The organism is Paramesorhizobium deserti (genome assembly GCF_001558695.1).
Lineage (GTDB): Bacteria > Pseudomonadota > Alphaproteobacteria > Rhizobiales > Rhizobiaceae > Paramesorhizobium > Paramesorhizobium deserti.
On record NZ_LNTU01000038.1, the window covers coordinates 103,741 to 122,054 of the forward strand.

An 18,314-nucleotide genomic window follows, 5' to 3' on the forward strand; every position below is an offset into this window, starting at 1 on the left:
CTAATGCTTCACGTCGGGATCGGGCCACATGCGGCGGATATCGGCGGGAAGGGCGTCGCGGACTTTCCTGACCTGTCCCGGTTCGACATAATGTGAAAGGACGTGGAAGACCGCTTTCACCGCAGTATCCGGATTAACCGGACGGGCGCCGGCCAGACCCTCCTCGACATGTTTCATGAAGTCATCCAGCGAGCGTTCCTGGCTGGGCTGGTGCGAGGGTTGATATTGCTCGTAATAGGTGCCGCGCACCAGAAGCGGCAGCTGCACGCCGAGATGGGCGGCAAGCTCGGGCATCAGCAAGTCTCTCGTGGCGCGGGTGACCACGCCGAGCGTTTTCCAGGCCAGCTGCCGGTCCGGCCCGACCTCGTCCATGATCTCGTCCAGCCAGGTGTTGGTGACGTGAACTGTCTTGTCGAAAACTTCCAATCCGTTGGCGCTCATCGTTGGCTCCTCTCTTGGGGTGACGTCATCCCGTCCCCCTCATGCGCCAAACGACCAAAAGCCGGGATGGTTTCACATCGATTTGCCTGAAGTTTCATCCGCCGGGGCCGGCTGCGCCTCCTCAGGCACGAGAACGGGGCCAGGCTCGGATGTTGCGACCGAAAGTGGCTTGGCGACGCCCCTCTTCTCCTCGCGCACGAAGGTGAAGAAGCCGGAGATGATGATCAGCACGATGCCCGTCAGCATCGGCAGGTCGACCGTGTCGTGGAAGACGAGATAGCCGAACAGGATCGCCCAGATCATCTGGCTGTATTGCGGGGAAGCGATGGCGCTGGCAGGCGCGCGCTGGGCGGCGACCATCAGGAGAATGTTCGCCAGCGCGGCGAGAAGGCCATAACCGGCGAGATAGAGCCATTGTTCCGCCGAGGGGCTTGCGTAGTTGCTGACCGTTAGCAGGCCGCAGATGATGATCGGCCCGAAGAGGCCGCTCGAATAGAGCGTGATGCGCTTTTCATGCTTGCCCATGACGCGCAGGATGACGATGCCGACGGCGCCGCTGAAGCCGGCAAAGAGCGCGCCGAGATGGCCGAGAGAAAGCTCGCGGAAACCGGGACGCAGCACGATCATAACGCCAATGAAGCCGATCAGCACGGCCGACCACCGCTTCCACCCCACCTGCTCCTTCAGGAACAGGACGGAGAGGATCGTCACGAAAGCCGGCAGAAGGAAGATCAGCGCGAAAGCCTCGGCCATCGAGAGATAGGTGAAGGCGACGACGCTGCCGATCACGCCTGACGTGGCCATGATCGTGCGAAGCAGCCACATCGGCTTGTTGCGGGTGATGAATATGTCGCGCCAATGCTCGTCCCCGCGTTTCATGAAAGGCAGGGCCGCCAGCCCGAACACCGCTCCGAAAAAGGCGATCTCATAGGGCGAAAGGCCGCCGTCGAGGAATTTGACGCAAGCATCGCTGAACGCGAACGCGGCATAGGCGGCAAAGGCCAGGAGAATTCCGTTCAGCATGACGGGTTCCAGATGAAAAGAGGTGGGCGCAAATGGGAGTGGACGAAGGCAGGCAAACCTTATTCGCATGCCTGGCATAGCCAAATTTTTGTTCCGCTACAAAGGCAAAATCAGCACTATTGCCATGCAAAATTGAAGGCGCCGGAAGACATTCCCTCGTCAGTCGGGCGCAATCATATCCGCCACATATCCGGCGATTGCCAGGCATGAGGTGAGGCCGGGGCTCTCGATGCCGAAGAGATTGACCATGCCGGCTACGCCGTGGTCCCGCGGGCTCTGGATCATGAAATCGGCGGCCGGCTCTCCGGGGCCGGAAAGTTTCGGCCGGATGCCGCTATAGGCGGGCTGCAGGCTGCCATCCGGCAATGCCGGCCAATAGGAGCGGATTGCCGCGTAGAAGCGCTCGGCCCGCCGCGGATCGACCGTATAATCAAGTGTATCGACCCATTCCACATCGGGGCCGAAGCGCATCCGCCCTTGCTGGTCGAGTGTCAGGTGTACGCCCAGCCCGCCATCCTCCGGCACCGGATAGATGAGATGCGAGAAGGGTGTCTTGCCGAGCGCGGAGAAATAATTGCCCTTGGCGAGATAGCGTTTCGGAATATGGGCTGTCGGCATGCCTTCGATGGCGGCGGCGATCTCCTGCGCGCGGAGCCCGCCGGCATTGATGAAGCGGTTGGCCAGAACCTCATAGGAATGGCCGGTTTTCGTATCCACCGTCCGCAAGACGATACCCTCGCTCCCCGCTTTGCCGGAAAGCAGGCGGGTGTTGAAGGCGACAGCTCCGCCCTTCAACTCCGCATCACCCTGCAGCGCCAGCATCAACGCATGGCTGTCTATGATGCCGGTCGAAGAGGAGAACAGCGCCGCGGTGCAGGCGAGCTCCGGCTCCATTGCGCGCGCCTCGGCCGCGGAAAGGCGCCTGAGGTCGTCGACGCCGCAGGCCGCCGCATGACCAGCGATCATATCGAGCTTGCCGTGCTGGTCCTCGTCGCAGGCGACGATCAGCTTGCCGCAGCGCGCATGGGGAACGCCATGTTTCTCGGCATAGGCGTAAAGCGCCGCACGGCCTCTGACGCAAAAGCGCGCCTTGAGGCTTCCGGCGGGATAATAGATGCCGGCATGGATGACCTCCGAATTGCGCGAGCTCGTGCCCGTGCCGATCATGTTTTCCGATTCGACGACCAGCGTCTCGTAACCGCGCGTCGCCATTTCCCGCGCCACCGCCAGGCCGACGACGCCCGCGCCAGCGATCACGCAATCGATTCTGTCCATCATATTCCCTTTGCCCAGCCGCTTCCGTCCGCACGGTCCATCCAGAACTTTGCACAAAATCATTCCGCTTGCTGCATGGAAAAAGGCATATGAAGCGATGGCAGCACAGCGATTGGGCAGCGGGTGGCAAGCCGCGCTGTTCCCCCCGGGATTTGACCTTTAGGTAAGAAATAATCTTGCCTTCGCAGACGATTTGGCTTTCTCTCCTCTCACAACCCAAGAGAGGGAGAACAAGAATGACTCTACCCAAAATCAATCTCCGCGCCGCCATCCTGCTCGGATCGCTGCTCATCGGCGCGAGCCCGGCGCTTGCCGAAGCCGTCCTGCACCGCGGCAATGCCGGCGAGCCGCAGACGCTCGACCAGGCGCAAACCTCGATCAATATTGAGGAATTCATCCTCAAGGATCTCTATGAGGGGCTGACCATCTACGATGCCGCCGGCAAGATCGTTCCGGGTACGGCCGAAAGCTGGACCATCTCCGACAACGGCGGCGTCTACACGTTCAAGCTGCGGCCCGATGCCAAATGGTCCGATGGTTCGCCGGTGACATCAGACGATTTCGTCTTCTCCTATCAGCGGATCCAGGATCCGAAGACCGCGGCTGGCTACGCCAATATTCTCTATCCGATCAAGAATGCGGAGAAGGTGAACAAGGGCGAATTGCCGGTCGACCAACTCGGCGTCAGGGCGGTGGACGACAAGACCCTCGAAATCACGCTCGAGCAGCCGACACCGTTCTTCCTCGAGCTCCTGGCGCACCAGACGGCGCTGCCGGTCTCGAAGGCGAGTGTCGAGAAGAATGGGGCCAGTTTCGTGCAGCCGGGCGTCATGGTCTCGAACGGGGCTTTCAAGCTTGTCGCCCATGTGCCGAACGACAGCCTGACGATGGAGAAGAACCCGGAATATTGGGACGCCGCCAATGTGAAGCTCGATAAGGTCATCTTCTACCCCATCGACGATCAGGCGGCTTCGGTCCGCCGCTTTGAAGCGAAGGAGATGGATCTCGTCTATAATTTCTCCGCTGACCAGATCGAACGCCTGCGTCAGGCCTACGGCGACGCCGTCCACGTCTCGCCGACGCTCGCGACCTATTATTACGCCTTCGATTCACGCAACGAGCCGTTCAACGACGTGCGGGTGCGCCGGGCGCTTTCGATGGCTGTCGATCGTGATTTCCTGGCCAAGGAGATCTACAGCGGTTCGCAGATTCCTGCCTATTCGATGGTGCCTCCCGGCATAGAGAACTACGGAGAGCCTTCCAAGGCCGATTTCGCCGACATGTCGCAGCTCGACCGCGAGGACAAGGCGATCGAGCTGATGAAGGAAGCGGGCTATGGCGAGGGCGGCAAGCCGCTCGACATCGAAATCCGCTACAACACCAATCCGAACCATGAGCGCGTGGCGACGGCGGTGGCCGACATGTGGAAGAACACCTTCGGCGCCAAGGTCTCGCTGCTCAATCTCGACATCTCCTCGCACTATGCCTACCTGCAGGAAGACGGCAAATTCAACGTCGCCCGCGCCGGCTGGGTCGCCGACTATGCGGATGCGGAAAACTTCCTGGCCTTGAGCGTCAGCAGCAACAAGACGTTCAATTACGGCAAGTTCAACAATGTGAAATACGATGCGTTGATGAAGCAATCCTACACCGAGCGCGATCCGGCGGCGCGCAAGATCATCCTGCATGAGGCGGAGAAGATCCTCATGCAGGAACAGCCGATCGCGCCGCTCCTGACCCAGGCCGATCTCTGGCTTGTCGCCGACAAGGTCCAGGGATGGCAGGACAATGCGCCTAACCAGCATCTGAGCAAATTCCTGAGCGTTAGCCAATAAAAGCAACAACGCAAATTGCGGCACGTGGCGGCTTTTGGCCGCCACGTCCCCTATCCGGACCATGCCCATGCTGCTTTTCATTCTCCGCCGATTGGCGAGCGCCGTGCCGACATTGTTCATCGTCGTCACGCTGTCTTTCTTCCTGATGCGGTTTGCTCCTGGCGGCCCGTTCAATCTCGAACGCCCCCTTCCGCCGCAAACCATGGAAAACCTGATCAAGACCTATCATCTCGATGAGCCGTTGTGGCGGCAATACCTGACCTATCTCGGCAATGCCGTCCGCGGCGATTTCGGACCAAGCTATATCTACAAGGATAACACGGTCGCCGAGTTGATCGGCAAGGGCCTGCCCTATTCCGTCGAACTCGGCACCTATGCGCTTCTGCTTGCGTTGGTCGGCGGTGTGCTTGCCGGCACGATCGCGGCGCTCAGACAGAACAGCGTGCTCGATTTCATCATCATGTCGGTCTCGACCATCGGCGTGACAGTGCCCAATTTCGTGGTGGGTCCGGTGCTCACCCTGATCCTGGCGATCATGCTCGCCTGGCTGCCGGCAGGCGGCTGGGGAGACGGTTCGCTGCGCTTCCTGATCCTGCCGATGCTGGTGCTCGCCCTGCCGCAGCTTGCCGTCTTCGCGCGGCTGACGCGCGGTTCGATGATCGAGGCGCTGAATACCGATCATATCCGCACCGCCAAGGCCTATGGCCTGCCGTCGCGAAGCGTCGTCGTCACCCATGCCATGCGCGGCGCGCTGCTGCCTGTTGTCTCCTATCTGGCGCCCTGCGCCGCCGCGCTTCTGACCGGTTCGGCCGTCGTCGAGACGATCTTCACCATTCCGGGCGTCGGCCGCTATTTCGTGCTGGGCGCCATCAACCGCGACTATACGCTGATCATGGGGACGGTGATCCTCATCGCCATCTTCGTCATCGTCTTCAACCTGATCGTCGACATTCTCTACGGTCTTCTCGATCCGAGGGTGCGCCATGACTGATCTTGCCCATCCATCGATACCCGAGACCAGGAGCCGCAGCCTGTTTCAGCTGGCGCTTCTGCGCTTCCGGCGCAACCGCGCCGCCATGTCAGGCTGCATCATGCTGGCGCTGATCGCGCTGTTCTCGTTTCTCGGGCCTTATTTCGTCAGTCATTCCTACGACCAGGTCTTCCCCTCCTATGTGCTGGTGCCGCCGAGCCTCGAGCCGCGACCGGATGCATCAGCGCTTCAGGACGTCATGGAAAGGGTCGCCGCGCGCGCCCGCGTCGAGCTGAAGACATTCGACGTCGAGGGACAGAATTTCACCGTCACCGTAACGTCCGACAGGCTGATAGATCCACGCACGACACGCTATTTCGATCGGGCGAACGAGTTCAGCGATACGCAGGTGGTGGAGACGAGCGGCGACGAAAGGTCGATGACGCTGACCGGCAAGGTCGTTCGCGAATTCTTCCCCTTCGGCACCGACAGCAATGGTCGCGATCTCCTGGCGCGTGTCATGCTCGGCGGGCAGGTTTCGATCGCCGTCGGCCTGCTGGCGAGCCTGGTTTCGCTGGGCATCGGCGTCCTCTACGGCGCCACCTCCGGCTATATCGGCGGGCGCGTCGACAATATCATGATGCGGCTCGTCGAAATCCTTTATTCGCTACCCTTCGTGTTCCTCGTCGTCGTGCTCGTCGTCTTCTTCGGGCGCAGCTTCGTCCTGATCTTCCTCGTCATCGGCGCGGTCGAATGGCTCGACATGGCGCGCATCGTGCGGGGGCAGACGCTGGCGCTGAAACGGCGCGAGTTCATCGGCGCGGCCGAGGCCCTGGGGCTTACAGACTGGCAGATCATACGCCGTCACATCATCCCCAACACGACAGGCCCGGTCATCATCTTCGTCACCGTGGTGGTGCCGAAGGTGATCCTGCTCGAAAGCTTCCTGTCGTTCCTCGGCCTCGGCGTGCAGGCGCCGCTGACGAGCTGGGGCGTGCTGATCGCGGATGGCGCAAACAATATCCAGTCCGCGCCATGGCTTCTGATCTTCCCGTCCATCTTCTTTGTCGTCACGCTGTTTTCGCTGAATTTCGTCGGCGACGGCCTGCGCGACGCATTCGATCCAAAGGACCGCTGATATGACGCAGCCAAGCGAAACCATTCTCGCTGTGCGCGATTTGAAGGTTCAGTTCTCGACGCCGGACGGCGTGGTCGAGGCGGTGAAGGGGATTGATCTCGATGTCAGGGCCGGCGAGACGCTGGCCGTCGTCGGAGAATCGGGGTCAGGCAAGAGCCAGACCATGATGGGCATCATGGGGCTGCTCGCTAGGAACGGCGGCGTCACCGGCTCGGCCAGATATCGCGGCAAGGAGCTGATCGGCCTGTCGCCCAAGGCGCTCAACGAGGTTCGCGGCTCCAAGATCACCATGATCTTCCAGGAGCCAATGACTTCGCTCGACCCGCTTTATACGATCGGGCGGCAGATCGCCGAGCCGATAGTCCATCATCGCGGCGGCAGTTTCAAACAGGCGCGGGCGCGTGTCCTGGAGCTTCTGGAACTCGTCGGCATTCCCGAGCCGGAGCGGCGGATCGATAGTTACCCCCACGAACTCTCCGGTGGCCAGCGCCAGCGCGTGATGATCGCCATGGCGCTGGCCAACGAGCCTGATCTGCTGATCGCCGACGAGCCGACGACGGCGCTCGATGTCACCATCCAGGCGCAGATCCTCGATCTCCTGCGCTCGCTGCAGGAGCACTTCGGCATGGCCATCGTGCTGATCACGCATGATCTCGGCATCGTCCGGCACTTCGCCGAAAGGGTCGTCGTGATGCGGCGCGGCGAGGTGGTGGAACGGGGAACAACCGCCGATATCTTCGAGCGGCCGCAGGCCGATTACACGAAAATGCTTCTCGCCGCCGAGCCGAGCGGCAGGAAGGAGCCCCCGCCGGCCGGAGCGCCGATCGTTCTCGAGGGGCTGAATGTCACGGTGGATTTTTCGCTCGGCCGCGGTTTGTTGGGCGGCCCGGCGGTGACCTTCCGCGCGGTCGACGGCGTCAGCATCAGGCTCCGGCAGGGGCAGACGATCGGCATCGTCGGCGAATCCGGATCGGGCAAGTCGACGCTCGGCCGCGCCCTGCTCAAGCTCATTCCGGGCAGCGGTTATATCAGCTTCGGAACGACCGATATCTCGAAGTTCGATCGTGGGGCGATGCGGCCGCTGCGCCGCCAATTGCAGCTGGTGTTTCAGGACCCTTACGGATCGCTCTCGCCGCGCCAGACCGTCGGTGATGTCATCACCGAGGGGCTGTTCGTGCACGAGCCCGAATTGAGCAAGCAGGAGCGGGACCAGCGCGCCGCGATCGCCTTGCAGGAGGTTGGCCTCGACCCGGCCTGGCGCAATCGCTATCCGCACGAATTCTCGGGCGGCCAGCGGCAGCGCATCGCGATCGCGCGTGCGATGATCCTGAAGCCCAAGGTCGTCATCCTCGACGAGCCGACCTCCGCGCTCGACCGCTCAGTGCAGGGGCAAGTGATCGCGCTCCTGCGTGATCTGCAGCAGGCGCACGGCCTTTCCTACATCTTCATCAGCCACGACCTTTCGGTGGTGAAGGCCATGGCTGACTACGTGGTGGTGATGAAGAGCGGGCGCATCGTCGAAGAGGGCGAGACGGACGCGATCTTCGAAAAGCCCGGCGCCTCCTATACGAAGGCGCTGATCGGCGCGGCATTCAACATCTGAAGGCGGCGCTTCAGTCCTTCGTACGCTCGGCGTGCACGCTTTCGGCAATGCGCCTGAACGTATCCTCGGGCGGCCGCCAGCCGGTGGCTTCAAGAAGAAGTGGGCTTGCGACGAGCCCGCCGGTGACGGCCTGCCAGCGCTTGGACTGTCCGGCAAGCCCGGCCAGCCGCTCCAGCCATGATTGCGGAAGGGGAAAAAGGCCCGCCCGCCGGCCAAGCCCCATGCGGATGGCGGCGATGATCTCCGCCACCGACAGCGGCGCGGCATCGGCCACGAGATAGGTGCCGCTGTTCGTGCGCGGCTCCCGGACGGCATGCAGGATGGCGTCGCAGAGGGCCTGCCGGTCGAGGAGCGAGCGCCGGGCATCAAGCCCGGCGAAGGGCAGGGGAAGGGGCAGGCGGGCGAGGCGGATCAGCATTCCCATATTGCCGCGCACGTCGGGGCCATAGACGAGAACCGGGCGCAGGATGGTGAATTTCGCCGTATCGGCAAAGATCGAGGCGATGGTTTTCTCGGCGGCGAGTTTTGCCCGCCCGTAATCGTCCTCCGGCTGAGCCGGATCCGTTTCACGCACGATGCCGTCGCGAACGGGTCCGCATTGCGCGCGGATGGAGGAGACGAAGAGGAATTTGCCCGGAATGGCATCATGCGCGGCTTCGGCCAATCTTTCCGCCAGCACCTTGTTGACCGCCTCATAGGCTGCCGTCGCCTGCTTGCGTCCCGCATGGGCGATCGCCGCCAGATGGACGACGTGATCGCATCCGGCAACCAGCGCCTTGAACGCTTCCGGCGGAGCATCGGACGGCGGAAGCATTGCCGTCTCGACTTCTTTCGAGGGAAGCTTTTCCGGCGTCCGCGATGCCGCGCGTACGGCATAGTCGGCTTCCAGTAGGAAAGGTACGAGGGCGCGTCCGATAAAGCCGGAGGCACCTGTCACCAATATGCGGGCTTTTCCTGCGGTCATCGGATTGAACCTGTCTGAACGGGCTGGCGAGGAAGTCGGGAAACTGATCTATAGTTCATAAAATCAGTAGGATTTTCGACGGATTAGAGAGCTAAAAGGGGCAGGAACATTCTTCCTTCTTCTTGCGTTCGGGCAGCATGTTTTTGGCGTCTGGAGAAGGCATTCCGTGATTCCATCCTTTTCTTCAATCCAACCATTTGCAGGCGGTTGCGGAGCCTCTTTCAAGACAGTAAGACGCCGAAAACTGACCTGTCTCTTGCCTTATCTATACCATCCGGGCACGCTACGTCATCACGGTCGGTAAGCCAAACCTGAACGGAATCAACCCGTCATGAATCAGAATTTGACGCATTTGCAGCGTCTTGAAGCCGAATCGATCCATATCTTCCGCGAGGTTGCCGCGACATTCGCCAATCCGGTGATGCTCTATTCGATCGGCAAGGATTCCTCCGTCATGCTGCATCTGGCGATGAAGGCGTTCTATCCGGCGAAGCCGCCCTTTCCGTTCCTGCATGTCGATACGACGTGGAAATTCCGCGAAATGATCGCCTTTCGCGATGCCCAGGCGCGGGAGCTCGGGTTCGAGTTGCGTGTCCATATCAATGAGGACGGCGTCAGGCAGGGTATCAACCCCTTCGTCCACGGCTCCAACACCCACACCCACATCATGAAAACCGTGGGCCTGAGGCAGGCGCTCGACAAATATGGCTTTGACGCCGCTTTCGGCGGCGCGCGGCGCGACGAGGAGAAATCCCGCGCCAAGGAGCGCATCTTCTCCTTCCGCAATGCGCAGCATGGCTGGGACCCGAAAAACCAGCGTCCTGAAATGTGGAAGGTCTATAATACCCGTATCGCCAAGGGTGAATCCATCCGCGTGTTCCCGCTGTCGAACTGGACCGAGCTCGATATCTGGCAATATATCCTGCAGGAGAACATCCCGATCGTGCCGCTCTATTTCGCGGCCAGGCGTCCGGTGGTCGAGCGCGACGGGATGCTGATCATGGTCGATGACGAGCGCATGGAGCTCAAGGCCGGCGAGAAGATCGAAGAGCGCATGGTGCGCTTCCGTACGCTCGGCTGCTATCCGCTGACCGGTGCGATCGAATCGACCGCGGCCACCTTGCCGGAGATCGTCGGCGAGATGTTGATCGCGCGCACCTCCGAGCGGCAGGGCCGTCTCATCGACAAGGATGAGGCAGGCTCGATGGAAAAGAAGAAGCGCGAGGGATATTTCTGATGAACAGGATCGATCTGCCCGCCGTCGTCGACGAGATGGATGAAGTCCTCGCCTTCATGGCCGACCAGGAGAAAAAATCGCTCCTGCGCTTTTTGACCTGCGGCTCCGTGGACGATGGGAAATCGACCCTGATCGGCCGGCTTCTCTACGATACCAAGCTCATTTTCGAAGATCAGCTCGCCGCCCTGCAGAATGACAGCCGCAAGCATGGCACCAATGGCGACGATATCGATTTCGCGCTGCTGGTGGACGGGCTGGAGGCCGAGCGCGAGCAGGGCATCACCATCGACGTCGCCTATCGCTTTTTCGCCACGCCGAAACGCAAGTTCATCGTCGCCGATACGCCAGGGCATGAGCAATATACCCGCAACATGGCGACGGGGGCCTCCACGGCGGATCTCGCCATCGTTCTGGTCGATGCCCGCCAGGGCGTGCTGACACAGACGCGGCGGCATTCCTTCATCGCATCGCTGCTCGGCATCCGGCATATCGTGCTGGCGGTCAACAAGATCGACCTCGTCGACTATTCTCAGGATGTGTTCGATCGCATCGTGGCCGATTACACGGGCTTTGCCGCCGATCTGGGTTTCGCCACCATCCAGCCGATCCCGATTTCGGCCCGTTATGGTGACAATGTCACGTTGAAATCGGAAAAGCTCGGCTGGTATGACGGGCCGGCGCTGCTCACCCATCTCGAAACGATCTCGCTTGATGAAACCGATGCGGCCCGGCCGTTCCGTTTTCCGGTGCAATATGTGAACCGTCCGAACCAGAATTTCCGCGGTTTCGCCGGAACGATCGCTTCCGGCACGATCTCGGTAGGCAGCCCTGTCGTCGTCGCCAAATCCGGCAAGGCATCGCGGGTCAAGCGCATCGTCACGCAGGACGGCGATCTCGAGCAAGCCGTCGAGGGGCAGGCAGTGACCCTTGTCCTGGAGGACGAGGTGGAGGTATCGCGCGGCAACATGCTGGTGGCGCCCGACGCCCGGCCCGATGTCGCCGATCAGTTCGCGGCCCATCTCGTCTGGTTCGGCGAGGAGGCGATGATCCCCGGCCGCCCTTATCTCCTGCGTACCGAAACCGATCAGGTGAGCGTCACCATCACCGATCTCAAATACCGCATCAACATCAACAGCTTCGCTCAGGAAGCGGCGAAGCACCTAGCGCTGAACGAGGTCGGCGTCTGCAATCTTTCGACCGGCGAGCCGATCGCCTTCGACCCTTATAAGGAGAACCGCTCGACCGGCTCCTTCATCATCATCGACCGCATGACCAACGCGACGGTCGGCGCCGGCATGATCGATTTCGCGCTGAGGCGCGCCTCCAACGTGCATTGGCAGGCGCTCGATGTCGACAGGGATGCCCGCGCCGCGCAGAAGAGCCAGCGCCCGGCCGTCCTCTGGTTCACCGGCCTGTCTGGTTCGGGCAAGTCGACGGTCGCCAACCTTCTGGAAAAGCACCTCCATTCGCTTGGGAAGCACACCTACATTCTCGACGGCGATAATGTCCGCCACGGCTTGAACCGTGATCTGGGCTTCACCGCCGAGGACCGCGTGGAGAATATCCGCCGCGTCGGGGAGGTGACGAAGCTGATGGCGGATGCCGGGCTGATCGTGCTCGTCTCCTTCATCTCGCCTTTCCGGGCTGAGCGACGGCTGGTGCGCGAACTCCTGCCCGAAGGGGAGTTCATCGAGATCTTCGTCGATACGCCGATCGAGGAATGCATCAAGCGCGACCCGAAAGGCCTCTATGCCAAGGCGCTGCGCGGCGAGATCAAGAATTTCACGGGCGTGGATTCGCCCTATGAAAGACCGGAGAATCCGGAAATTCATCTGAAGACGAGCGGTCGCACGACGGAGGAACTCGCGGCTGAGGTCGAGAAATATCTCGGTGACCACGGTATCATCAGCAATTTCAATGCCGATTCCTGGTCGATCTGAATGAGCGCTCTTTCTCCCGCCGACGCGGCGATCGACGACCATGCGCTTCTTGTCCTCATGGAAAGGGCCGCCATCGACGCCGGGCGCGCCATCATGGAGATCTATGCCGGCGATTTCGATGTTGCGCTCAAGGGCGACAATTCACCGGTGACACATGCCGATAAGGCGGCGGAAGCAATTATCCTGACGGCGCTGCGCGAAGCGACGCCCGATATTCCCGTCGTCGCCGAAGAAGAGGTATCGGAGGGACGGACGCCGGGTCATCTCGGACGTCGCTTCTATCTGGTCGATCCTCTCGACGGAACGCGTGAATTCGTGGGGCGGAATGGCGATTTCACTGTCAATATCGCTCTGATCGACCATGGCGTGCCCATCCTTGGCGTTGTTCATGCGCCGGCGCGCGGGATGCTCTTTTCCGGCGGCCCGGATGGCGCGCGCGAGGCCGCGGTCGATGCAGAGGGGCGGTTCGGGCCATATCGCCAGATCATTGCACGCGATTGCCCCGCGCGGATGGTCGCCGTCGCCAGCCGCTCGCACCGCACGGCTGAAACGGATGATTATCTCGCCGGCTTTGATATCGCCGAATGCGTTTCGGTCGGCTCCTCGCTTAAATTCTGCCTTGTGGCGCGGGGCGAGGCGGATATCTATCCGCGCTTCGGGCGGACCATGGAGTGGGACACGGCGGCTGGAGACGCGGTCCTGCGCGCCGCTGGCGGCGGGGCGTGGACGACCGAAGGCCAGCTCCTGCTCTACGGAAAGCGCGAACAGCCCGATGACTGCGATTTCGCCAATCCATCATTCATCGCATGTGGCAGGTGGGTCCCGGCGCAATCCTGACGGTGCGTCGGAAAGGGCCGGGTCAAAGACCTATTTATGGTTCATCATGCGGAGGAACTTTTCACTTTTGCCCCGACCGCCGCAGGGTACGGATTCAGTACTTTCCATTCTTTCCTTTATAATGGAGCGCAGCTCTATAACGGCCATTCCAATAAGATAAGAGAAGAATACATGCCGCGCGTCGAGCGCCTGTTCCATAATATATTCAAGATGAGAGGCGGCGATTTTCTGATCTTCGAACTTCAATAAATCAAGATTCAACTTTTTGAGCGTTTCAATCATTTGGATAATCATTACCCGCTATCTTATATGAATTCCAATATCGGTAATAAATAGCACATCGCGGGTGCTGTTTGTAATTGCTATGTTTTTCTCACGGAAAATAGGGAGCTTATAAGACGGGTGTTCCGCCTTCGCGATTTTGACGGCGATCGATATTTTTTCGGCCCATTTCTTGCCATTGTATCGTGGATGAGATGGTGGCAGGCAAGTTTATAATGGTGTCAGACGCCTGACAGATATGTTCCTGTTATAAGGCTCTATATATATTATACGTATAGTTCTGTTTTATATAATTTCTATAATTACAAGTATTTTAAAATGGATATCGTTTTTTATTGTGCCTTATTTTCTTTATCTCGCTTCAATTATGCTTCTGCACAAGATTTGCACGCGCCATTGGGCATTGGATGCCCTTCCACCTATACCAGGGAGTATGAGAACGAATTCTGCTATCTGGTCCGCAAGGATGTGCGGATCAACGGAGCAGACGACGAAAACCAGGACATGAGGAGCCGCGGGATGCAAAAGACCCCGCCAGCGCCTCCATTATACCGCCTGGAATGCCGTCCCAAGGCAAAGGCGAATGGCGTTCAGATCCCGCCTCCTCCCTTCGAGCCCAAAAAATGATCGGATCGCCCCGCGGATGGCCTGGATGGTGCGCTGCATGCGCCGCCTTTCCTGCCGGTGATCAATATCCCTGCGTCCTCATCTCGTCGCCCAGCGGGCTGCTCAGGAAAAAATCCTTCTCCTCGGGCGTCACCAGGCCGACTTCGTCGCAGTGCTTGATCTCAAGGGCCATAGCATGCCTGCCGGCGGCGCTTTTGGCCGGAGCCAGAACGGCATCCACGATTTCCTTCTCGCATTCGGAGATCAGGCGAGGGGCCGCGGCGTGCTTCTCAGCCCTCGGGAGGTCCGTAAAGATGACAACGAGGGATGCGACGATGGCAATGATGCAGGTGCCCGCGAGAAATCCTTTCAACCGAAGATCCAACGGTGCCTCCATGACTGATCCTCCCGCCGATGGAATTGTAGTCGGGCTTGAAGTCCAAGGCCAGCATATCCGTGCCGGCTTGCCATGGGCATATGAGAACGGCATCTTGCGTTCCGCTCGTATTTGTTCATGCAATCGTGTATGACTTCCGCATATTTTAGTCGGTTTTGATGAAGAAAGGGTTTTGTTATGTCCTTGCGTCTCAAGATTTCCACGGTCGGCGAACCGGTCCTCCGGCAGGTCGGACGGGAACTGACGGTAGACGAAATCAACTCGCCGTCGACGCAGCAGCTTATAGAGCTGATGCGCGAGACCGTGCGCGATGCTCCAGGTGTCGGGCTTGCCGCGCCTCAGGTGGGCATGTCGCTGCAACTGGCGGTCATCGAGGATCGGCCCGAATATCATCAGGGTGTTTCCGAAGAGGACCTGGCCGCGCGCGAGCGGAAGCCCGTGCCTTTCCACGTCGTCATCAATCCGAAGATCCGGCTTCTGTCAGAGCCGGACGTGGTTTTCTTCGAGGGCTGCCTGAGCCTTCCAGGATTCACGGCCATGGTGCCGCGGGCCCGTCGCGTTGCGGTGGATTGTCTTGATCACAGGGGAGAACCCGTCCGCATCGAAGCGCAGGGCTGGTACGCCCGCATTCTCCAGCACGAAATCGATCATCTGAACGGAACGCTCTATATCGACCGGATGCTGAGCGGCAGCTTCGCCTCGGTGGAGAATTACAGCAGATACTGGAAAGACAAATCGGCCAAAGAGGCGGAAAAGCTCGCTTCCTGCCGGTGCGGACAAGGCTGACGGTATTTCATGGCCGGCCGCGGCCGCCTTCCCGTAGCGCTCAGACCTTGTCCCCGGCTTCGGGGGCGGGTTGCTTGGTAAAGGACCGGACGTCGGAAAACTCCTTGGTATCGCGGGCAATCTCGATGGGGCTGGTCACGTAGCGCGTCAGCAGTTCGCCCACGGAGCGGAGAGCATCGAGGTGGATGCGCTCGTAGCCATGCGAGGCATCGACGCCGAAGGTGACGAGCGCGGTGCGGATATCGTGGCCGGCCTCGAGGGCGGAGGCCGAGTCCGAGCGATAATGGCGGAAGACATCCTTTCGATGATCTATCCCGTTATCCCGGCAGAGCTCCACCAGCTGCTTCGTGAGATGGTAGTCGAAAGGACCAGACTGGTCGGCCATGCAGATGGTGACGCCGAACTCGGAGGAGTTCTGGCCGGGAGCGCTGGTACCATTGTCGACTGCCACCAGCGATGCGACTTCCGGCACGATAACCGAGGAGGCGCCGACGCCCACTTCTTCGGCGATGGTGAAGAGCCAGTGCACGTCGACAGGGGCGACCGCGCCGGAACGCTCGAAGGCTTCTATCGTCGCGAGCATGATCGCCACGCCTGCCTTGTCGTCGAGATGGCGGGAGTTGATGAAGCCGTTGTCGAGGAATTCCGGCTGCGGATCGACTGCAACAATGTCGCCGATCTCGACACCCAGCGCGGTCGTTTCCGTAGCGCTGGTGGTTTGCGCATCGATGCGCAGTTCGACGAAACGCCAGCCGGTCGGTTGGGTGTCCACTTCCTCGTTGAAGGTGTGGCCTGACGCCTTGAGCGGGAGGATGGTGCCGCGCAGGATATTTTCATATCCATAGATGGTGACGCGGGCGCCCTCGGCAAAGCGCGCCGACCAATGGCCGATCGGCGCGAGTTCTAGGCGGCCATTGGGTTTGATCGCCTTCACCTGCGCGCCAAGCGTATCGATATGCGAGACGATCGCGCGAGCGCCTTCGCGCCTGCCGCCCTGGCTGACGGCGCGGATCGCTCCGCGTCTGGTCAGTTCCGGCTTCAGGCCAAGCCTTTCCAACTCGCGGCTGCAATAGCGGACGGCATTATCGGTATAGCCGGTCGGGCTGTCGATCGACAGTAGCGCTTTCAATTGGTCCAGCAGGTAGTCGGCATCGATCCTGAGCTTGTTCATGCAATTGCCTTGGTGGAAGCGTCCTGAAAGCGTCGGGCCCGCGACAGCGGAAACAACAGGTCAATGAAGCGTTCGGCCGTCGGTTGCGGCTCGTGATTGGCGAGCCCCGGCCGTTCATTCGCTTCTATGAACACATAGTCCGGCTGTGACGGTGACTTGATCATGAAATCGATCCCGGTAACGGGGATATCGATCGCCTGCGAGGCGCGGCAGGCCGCCTCCACCAGCTTCGGGTGGACGATATCGGTGACATCATGGATGGATCCGCCGGTATGCAAATTGGCGGTCTTGCGCACCAGAACCTCTTCGCCTGCCGCAGGGACGGTTTCCAGCGTCTTGCCGGAAGCGGCAAGGCAGCGCCGGGTCTCTTCATCAATGGGGATCGTGCTTTCGCCGGCGGTCGCCGCCGCGCGGCGGCGGGATTGCTGCTCGATCAGTTTTTTCAGGTCCGTCTGCCCGTCCCCCACCACATAGGGCGGACGGCGCACCGCCGCCGCTACCAGCTTGTGGTCGATCACGACCAGCCGCAGGTCCTCTCCGTCGAAGCAGGATTCGACCAGCACCCGGTCGCTGATCTCGCGGGCGGTGGCGACGGCACGTTGCACGTCCTCCATTTCCGTCAGGCCGACGGAGACGCCGCGGCCCTGCTCGCCGCGCGCCGGCTTGACGACGACGCTTTGGTGCCGGACCAGGAACTCTCCAAGTGCGGTCTCATCATCGGCGGTTATCTGCTCCGGCACGTTGAGCCCGGCGGCCGAAACGACGCGCCGTGTCACAGCCTTGTCGTCACAGATCGAAACGGCAACGCCCGATGTCATCTCCGACAGGCTCTCGCGACAATGGATCGAGCGGCCGCCATAGGTGAGGCGGAAGAAGCCGCCGGCCGCATCGGTGATCTCGGCATGAACGCCGCGCCGCCGCGCCTCGTTGACGATGATCCGGGCATAGGGATTGAGCGCGTCGTATTCCTCCAGCGGGGAGGCGAAGAGCTTTTCGTTGATCGGGTTTTTCCGCTTGACGGCGAAGACGGGAATACGCTCGAAACCCAGCTTCTCGTAAAGCCCGATCGCCAGTTCATTGTCGTGCAGGACGGAAAGGTCGACATAGGCAGCGCCGCGCGCCTGGAAATATTCGCAGAGCCGCCTCACCAGCATTTCGCCGATCCCCGGATGACGGGACTGCGGATCGACCGCCAGGCACCAGAGTGAAGATCCGCGCTCGGGATCATTGAAAAGGCGATGGTGATCGACGCCCGTGACGGTGCCGATGATCTTGCCCGTCGCCTCCTCCTCGGCGACGAAATAGGTGAGCGAGCGGCTGTCGCGCTTGGCCCAGAAGAAGTCGGGGGAGACCGGCACCATGCCGCGCGATGCATAGATCGCGTTGACGGCCCTGGCATCGGCTTCAGAAGCGAGCCGGCGAATGAAGAAGCCTTTCGGCCGCCGTCTGCCGGCCCGGTAGGTCGAAAGATCCAGCCGATAGGTGTGGGACGGATCGAGAAACGCCTCCTGCGGCGCCAACGACAAAAGGATATGCGGGTCGCGCACATAAAAAGCGATGTCACGCTGGTCCTGTTGCTCCTGCCGCAGAACGTCGACGATTTCCTCATTGCTCGTAAAGGTCTGGGCGAAGATCAGGCGCCCCCATCCGCAGTCGAGCACGACCGATTTGCGCGCCGCATCTTCGGCGTCGCCACCGCCTTCGATCGGTCCCTTCATCGAATGGAGGCGAAGCCGTTTCAGCCGATGGTCCAACGCCCCTTCGCTTCTTCCGCCATTTCCTCTTGTGCTGACAGTTTTCGTCATCTCT

16 protein-coding genes are annotated in these 18,314 nt (G+C 60.7%); 8 read left to right on the plus strand and 8 right to left on the minus strand.

All coding sequences use genetic code 11. The annotated features are described in order from the left end of the window. From ATN84_RS21520 to ATN84_RS21530, 3 genes are all read right to left on the minus strand, one after another. On the minus strand, positions 1-441 hold the full coding sequence (locus tag ATN84_RS21520; protein WP_068884560.1) for a DUF2267 domain-containing protein: 441 nt from the start codon (positions 439-441) through the stop codon (positions 1-3). A gap of 72 nt (positions 442-513) precedes the next feature. Beyond that, positions 514-1,464 carry a DMT family transporter gene (locus tag ATN84_RS21525; protein WP_068884561.1) on the minus strand — a complete coding sequence of 317 codons (951 nt, stop codon included), beginning with the start codon at positions 1,462-1,464 and terminating at the stop codon, positions 514-516. Positions 1,465-1,623: 159 nt separating this feature from the next. Next, on the minus strand, positions 1,624-2,739 hold the full coding sequence (locus tag ATN84_RS21530; protein ID WP_068884759.1) for an NAD(P)/FAD-dependent oxidoreductase: 1,116 nt from the start codon (positions 2,737-2,739) through the stop codon (positions 1,624-1,626). 236 nt (positions 2,740-2,975) lie between these two features. On the opposite strand from ATN84_RS21530, the gene ATN84_RS21535 reads away from it, so the two are divergent. From ATN84_RS21535 to ATN84_RS21550, 4 genes are all read left to right on the plus strand, one after another. Beyond that, the gene (locus ATN84_RS21535) at positions 2,976-4,574 is read left to right on the plus strand and encodes a peptide ABC transporter substrate-binding protein (RefSeq protein WP_068884562.1); all 1,599 of its coding nucleotides are present in this window, start codon (positions 2,976-2,978) and stop codon (positions 4,572-4,574) included. 67 nt (positions 4,575-4,641) lie between these two features. Continuing rightward, positions 4,642-5,565, plus strand: a complete 924-nt coding sequence (gene oppB / locus ATN84_RS21540) for an oligopeptide ABC transporter permease OppB (RefSeq protein WP_068884563.1) — start codon at positions 4,642-4,644, stop codon at positions 5,563-5,565. Beyond that, positions 5,558-6,682, plus strand: a complete 1,125-nt coding sequence (locus ATN84_RS21545) for an ABC transporter permease (protein ID WP_068884564.1) — start codon at positions 5,558-5,560, stop codon at positions 6,680-6,682. Before oppB ends, ATN84_RS21545 begins: the two co-directional genes overlap by 8 nt. Before the next feature lies 1 nt (position 6,683). Continuing rightward, the gene (locus tag ATN84_RS21550; RefSeq protein WP_068884565.1) at positions 6,684-8,285 is read left to right on the plus strand and encodes an ABC transporter ATP-binding protein; all 1,602 of its coding nucleotides are present in this window, start codon (positions 6,684-6,686) and stop codon (positions 8,283-8,285) included. A gap of 10 nt (positions 8,286-8,295) precedes the next feature. On the opposite strand, the gene ATN84_RS21555 is transcribed toward ATN84_RS21550, so the two are convergent. Beyond that, positions 8,296-9,249 (minus strand): NAD-dependent epimerase/dehydratase family protein, encoded by a 954-nt coding sequence (locus ATN84_RS21555; RefSeq protein WP_082766429.1) that lies wholly within the window; start codon positions 9,247-9,249, stop codon positions 8,296-8,298. Between the two features lie 331 nt (positions 9,250-9,580). Here ATN84_RS21555 and cysD point away from each other — a divergent pair, with 331 nt between their 5' ends. From cysD to cysQ, 3 genes are read left to right on the plus strand one after another with little or no spacing between them, the layout of a single operon-like run. Further along, positions 9,581-10,486: a sulfate adenylyltransferase subunit CysD gene (gene cysD / locus ATN84_RS21560; protein ID WP_068884567.1), complete on the plus strand. Its 906-nt coding sequence runs from the start codon at positions 9,581-9,583 to the stop codon at positions 10,484-10,486. Further along, on the plus strand, positions 10,486-12,426 hold the full coding sequence (gene nodQ, locus ATN84_RS21565) for a bifunctional sulfate adenylyltransferase/adenylyl-sulfate kinase NodQ (RefSeq protein WP_068884568.1): 1,941 nt from the start codon (positions 10,486-10,488) through the stop codon (positions 12,424-12,426). The genes cysD and nodQ overlap by 1 nt, the downstream gene beginning before the upstream one ends. Continuing rightward, entirely contained in the window at positions 12,427-13,263 is an 837-nt protein-coding gene (gene cysQ, locus ATN84_RS21570; RefSeq protein ID WP_068884569.1) for a 3'(2'),5'-bisphosphate nucleotidase CysQ, read from the plus strand. Positions 13,264-13,293: 30 nt separating this feature from the next. Here the strand turns inward: cysQ and ATN84_RS21575 are convergent, their stop codons facing one another. Continuing rightward, positions 13,294-13,545, minus strand: a complete 252-nt coding sequence (locus ATN84_RS21575) for a hypothetical protein (RefSeq protein WP_153020334.1) — start codon at positions 13,543-13,545, stop codon at positions 13,294-13,296. Between the two features lie 688 nt (positions 13,546-14,233). Continuing rightward, positions 14,234-14,548 (minus strand): hypothetical protein, encoded by a 315-nt coding sequence (locus ATN84_RS21580; RefSeq protein WP_068884571.1) that lies wholly within the window; start codon positions 14,546-14,548, stop codon positions 14,234-14,236. A 177-nt stretch (positions 14,549-14,725) separates the two neighbouring features. Here ATN84_RS21580 and def point away from each other — a divergent pair, with 177 nt between their 5' ends. After that, entirely contained in the window at positions 14,726-15,334 is a 609-nt protein-coding gene (gene def / locus ATN84_RS21585; RefSeq protein ID WP_068884572.1) for a peptide deformylase, read from the plus strand. 40 nt (positions 15,335-15,374) lie between these two features. Here def and ATN84_RS21590 read toward each other — a convergent pair whose 3' ends face one another. Both ATN84_RS21590 and ngg read right to left on the minus strand, forming a co-directional pair. Beyond that, complete coding sequence (locus ATN84_RS21590; protein WP_068884573.1) at positions 15,375-16,505, minus strand: osmoprotectant NAGGN system M42 family peptidase; 1,131 nt, start codon at positions 16,503-16,505, stop codon at positions 15,375-15,377. Then, positions 16,502-18,310, minus strand: a complete 1,809-nt coding sequence (gene ngg / locus ATN84_RS21595; RefSeq protein WP_068884574.1) for an N-acetylglutaminylglutamine synthetase — start codon at positions 18,308-18,310, stop codon at positions 16,502-16,504. Before ngg ends, ATN84_RS21590 begins: the two co-directional genes overlap by 4 nt. Between the last annotated feature and the right edge of the window lie 4 nt (positions 18,311-18,314).

What these genes read in the sequence shown, in the direction of transcription:
- ATN84_RS21520 (WP_068884560.1), bottom strand. Translation starts at nt 441, where the DNA reads ATGAGCGCCAACGGATTGGAAGTTTTCGACAAGACAGTTCACGTCACC.
- ATN84_RS21525 (WP_068884561.1), bottom strand. Translation starts at nt 1,464, where the DNA reads ATGCTGAACGGAATTCTCCTGGCCTTTGCCGCCTATGCCGCGTTCGCG.
- ATN84_RS21530 (WP_068884759.1), bottom strand. Translation starts at nt 2,739, where the DNA reads ATGGACAGAATCGATTGCGTGATCGCTGGCGCGGGCGTCGTCGGCCTG.
- ATN84_RS21535 (WP_068884562.1), top strand. Translation starts at nt 2,976, where the DNA reads ATGACTCTACCCAAAATCAATCTCCGCGCCGCCATCCTGCTCGGATCG.
- oppB (WP_068884563.1), top strand. Translation starts at nt 4,642, where the DNA reads ATGCTGCTTTTCATTCTCCGCCGATTGGCGAGCGCCGTGCCGACATTG.
- ATN84_RS21545 (WP_068884564.1), top strand. Translation starts at nt 5,558, where the DNA reads ATGACTGATCTTGCCCATCCATCGATACCCGAGACCAGGAGCCGCAGC.
- ATN84_RS21550 (WP_068884565.1), top strand. Translation starts at nt 6,684, where the DNA reads ATGACGCAGCCAAGCGAAACCATTCTCGCTGTGCGCGATTTGAAGGTT.
- ATN84_RS21555 (WP_082766429.1), bottom strand. Translation starts at nt 9,249, where the DNA reads ATGACCGCAGGAAAAGCCCGCATATTGGTGACAGGTGCCTCCGGCTTT.
- cysD (WP_068884567.1), top strand. Translation starts at nt 9,581, where the DNA reads ATGAATCAGAATTTGACGCATTTGCAGCGTCTTGAAGCCGAATCGATC.
- nodQ (WP_068884568.1), top strand. Translation starts at nt 10,486, where the DNA reads ATGAACAGGATCGATCTGCCCGCCGTCGTCGACGAGATGGATGAAGTC.
- cysQ (WP_068884569.1), top strand. Translation starts at nt 12,427, where the DNA reads ATGAGCGCTCTTTCTCCCGCCGACGCGGCGATCGACGACCATGCGCTT.
- ATN84_RS21575 (WP_153020334.1), bottom strand. Translation starts at nt 13,545, where the DNA reads ATGATTGAAACGCTCAAAAAGTTGAATCTTGATTTATTGAAGTTCGAA.
- ATN84_RS21580 (WP_068884571.1), bottom strand. Translation starts at nt 14,548, where the DNA reads ATGGAGGCACCGTTGGATCTTCGGTTGAAAGGATTTCTCGCGGGCACC.
- def (WP_068884572.1), top strand. Translation starts at nt 14,726, where the DNA reads ATGTCCTTGCGTCTCAAGATTTCCACGGTCGGCGAACCGGTCCTCCGG.
- ATN84_RS21590 (WP_068884573.1), bottom strand. Translation starts at nt 16,505, where the DNA reads ATGAACAAGCTCAGGATCGATGCCGACTACCTGCTGGACCAATTGAAA.
- ngg (WP_068884574.1), bottom strand. Translation starts at nt 18,310, where the DNA reads ATGACGAAAACTGTCAGCACAAGAGGAAATGGCGGAAGAAGCGAAGGG.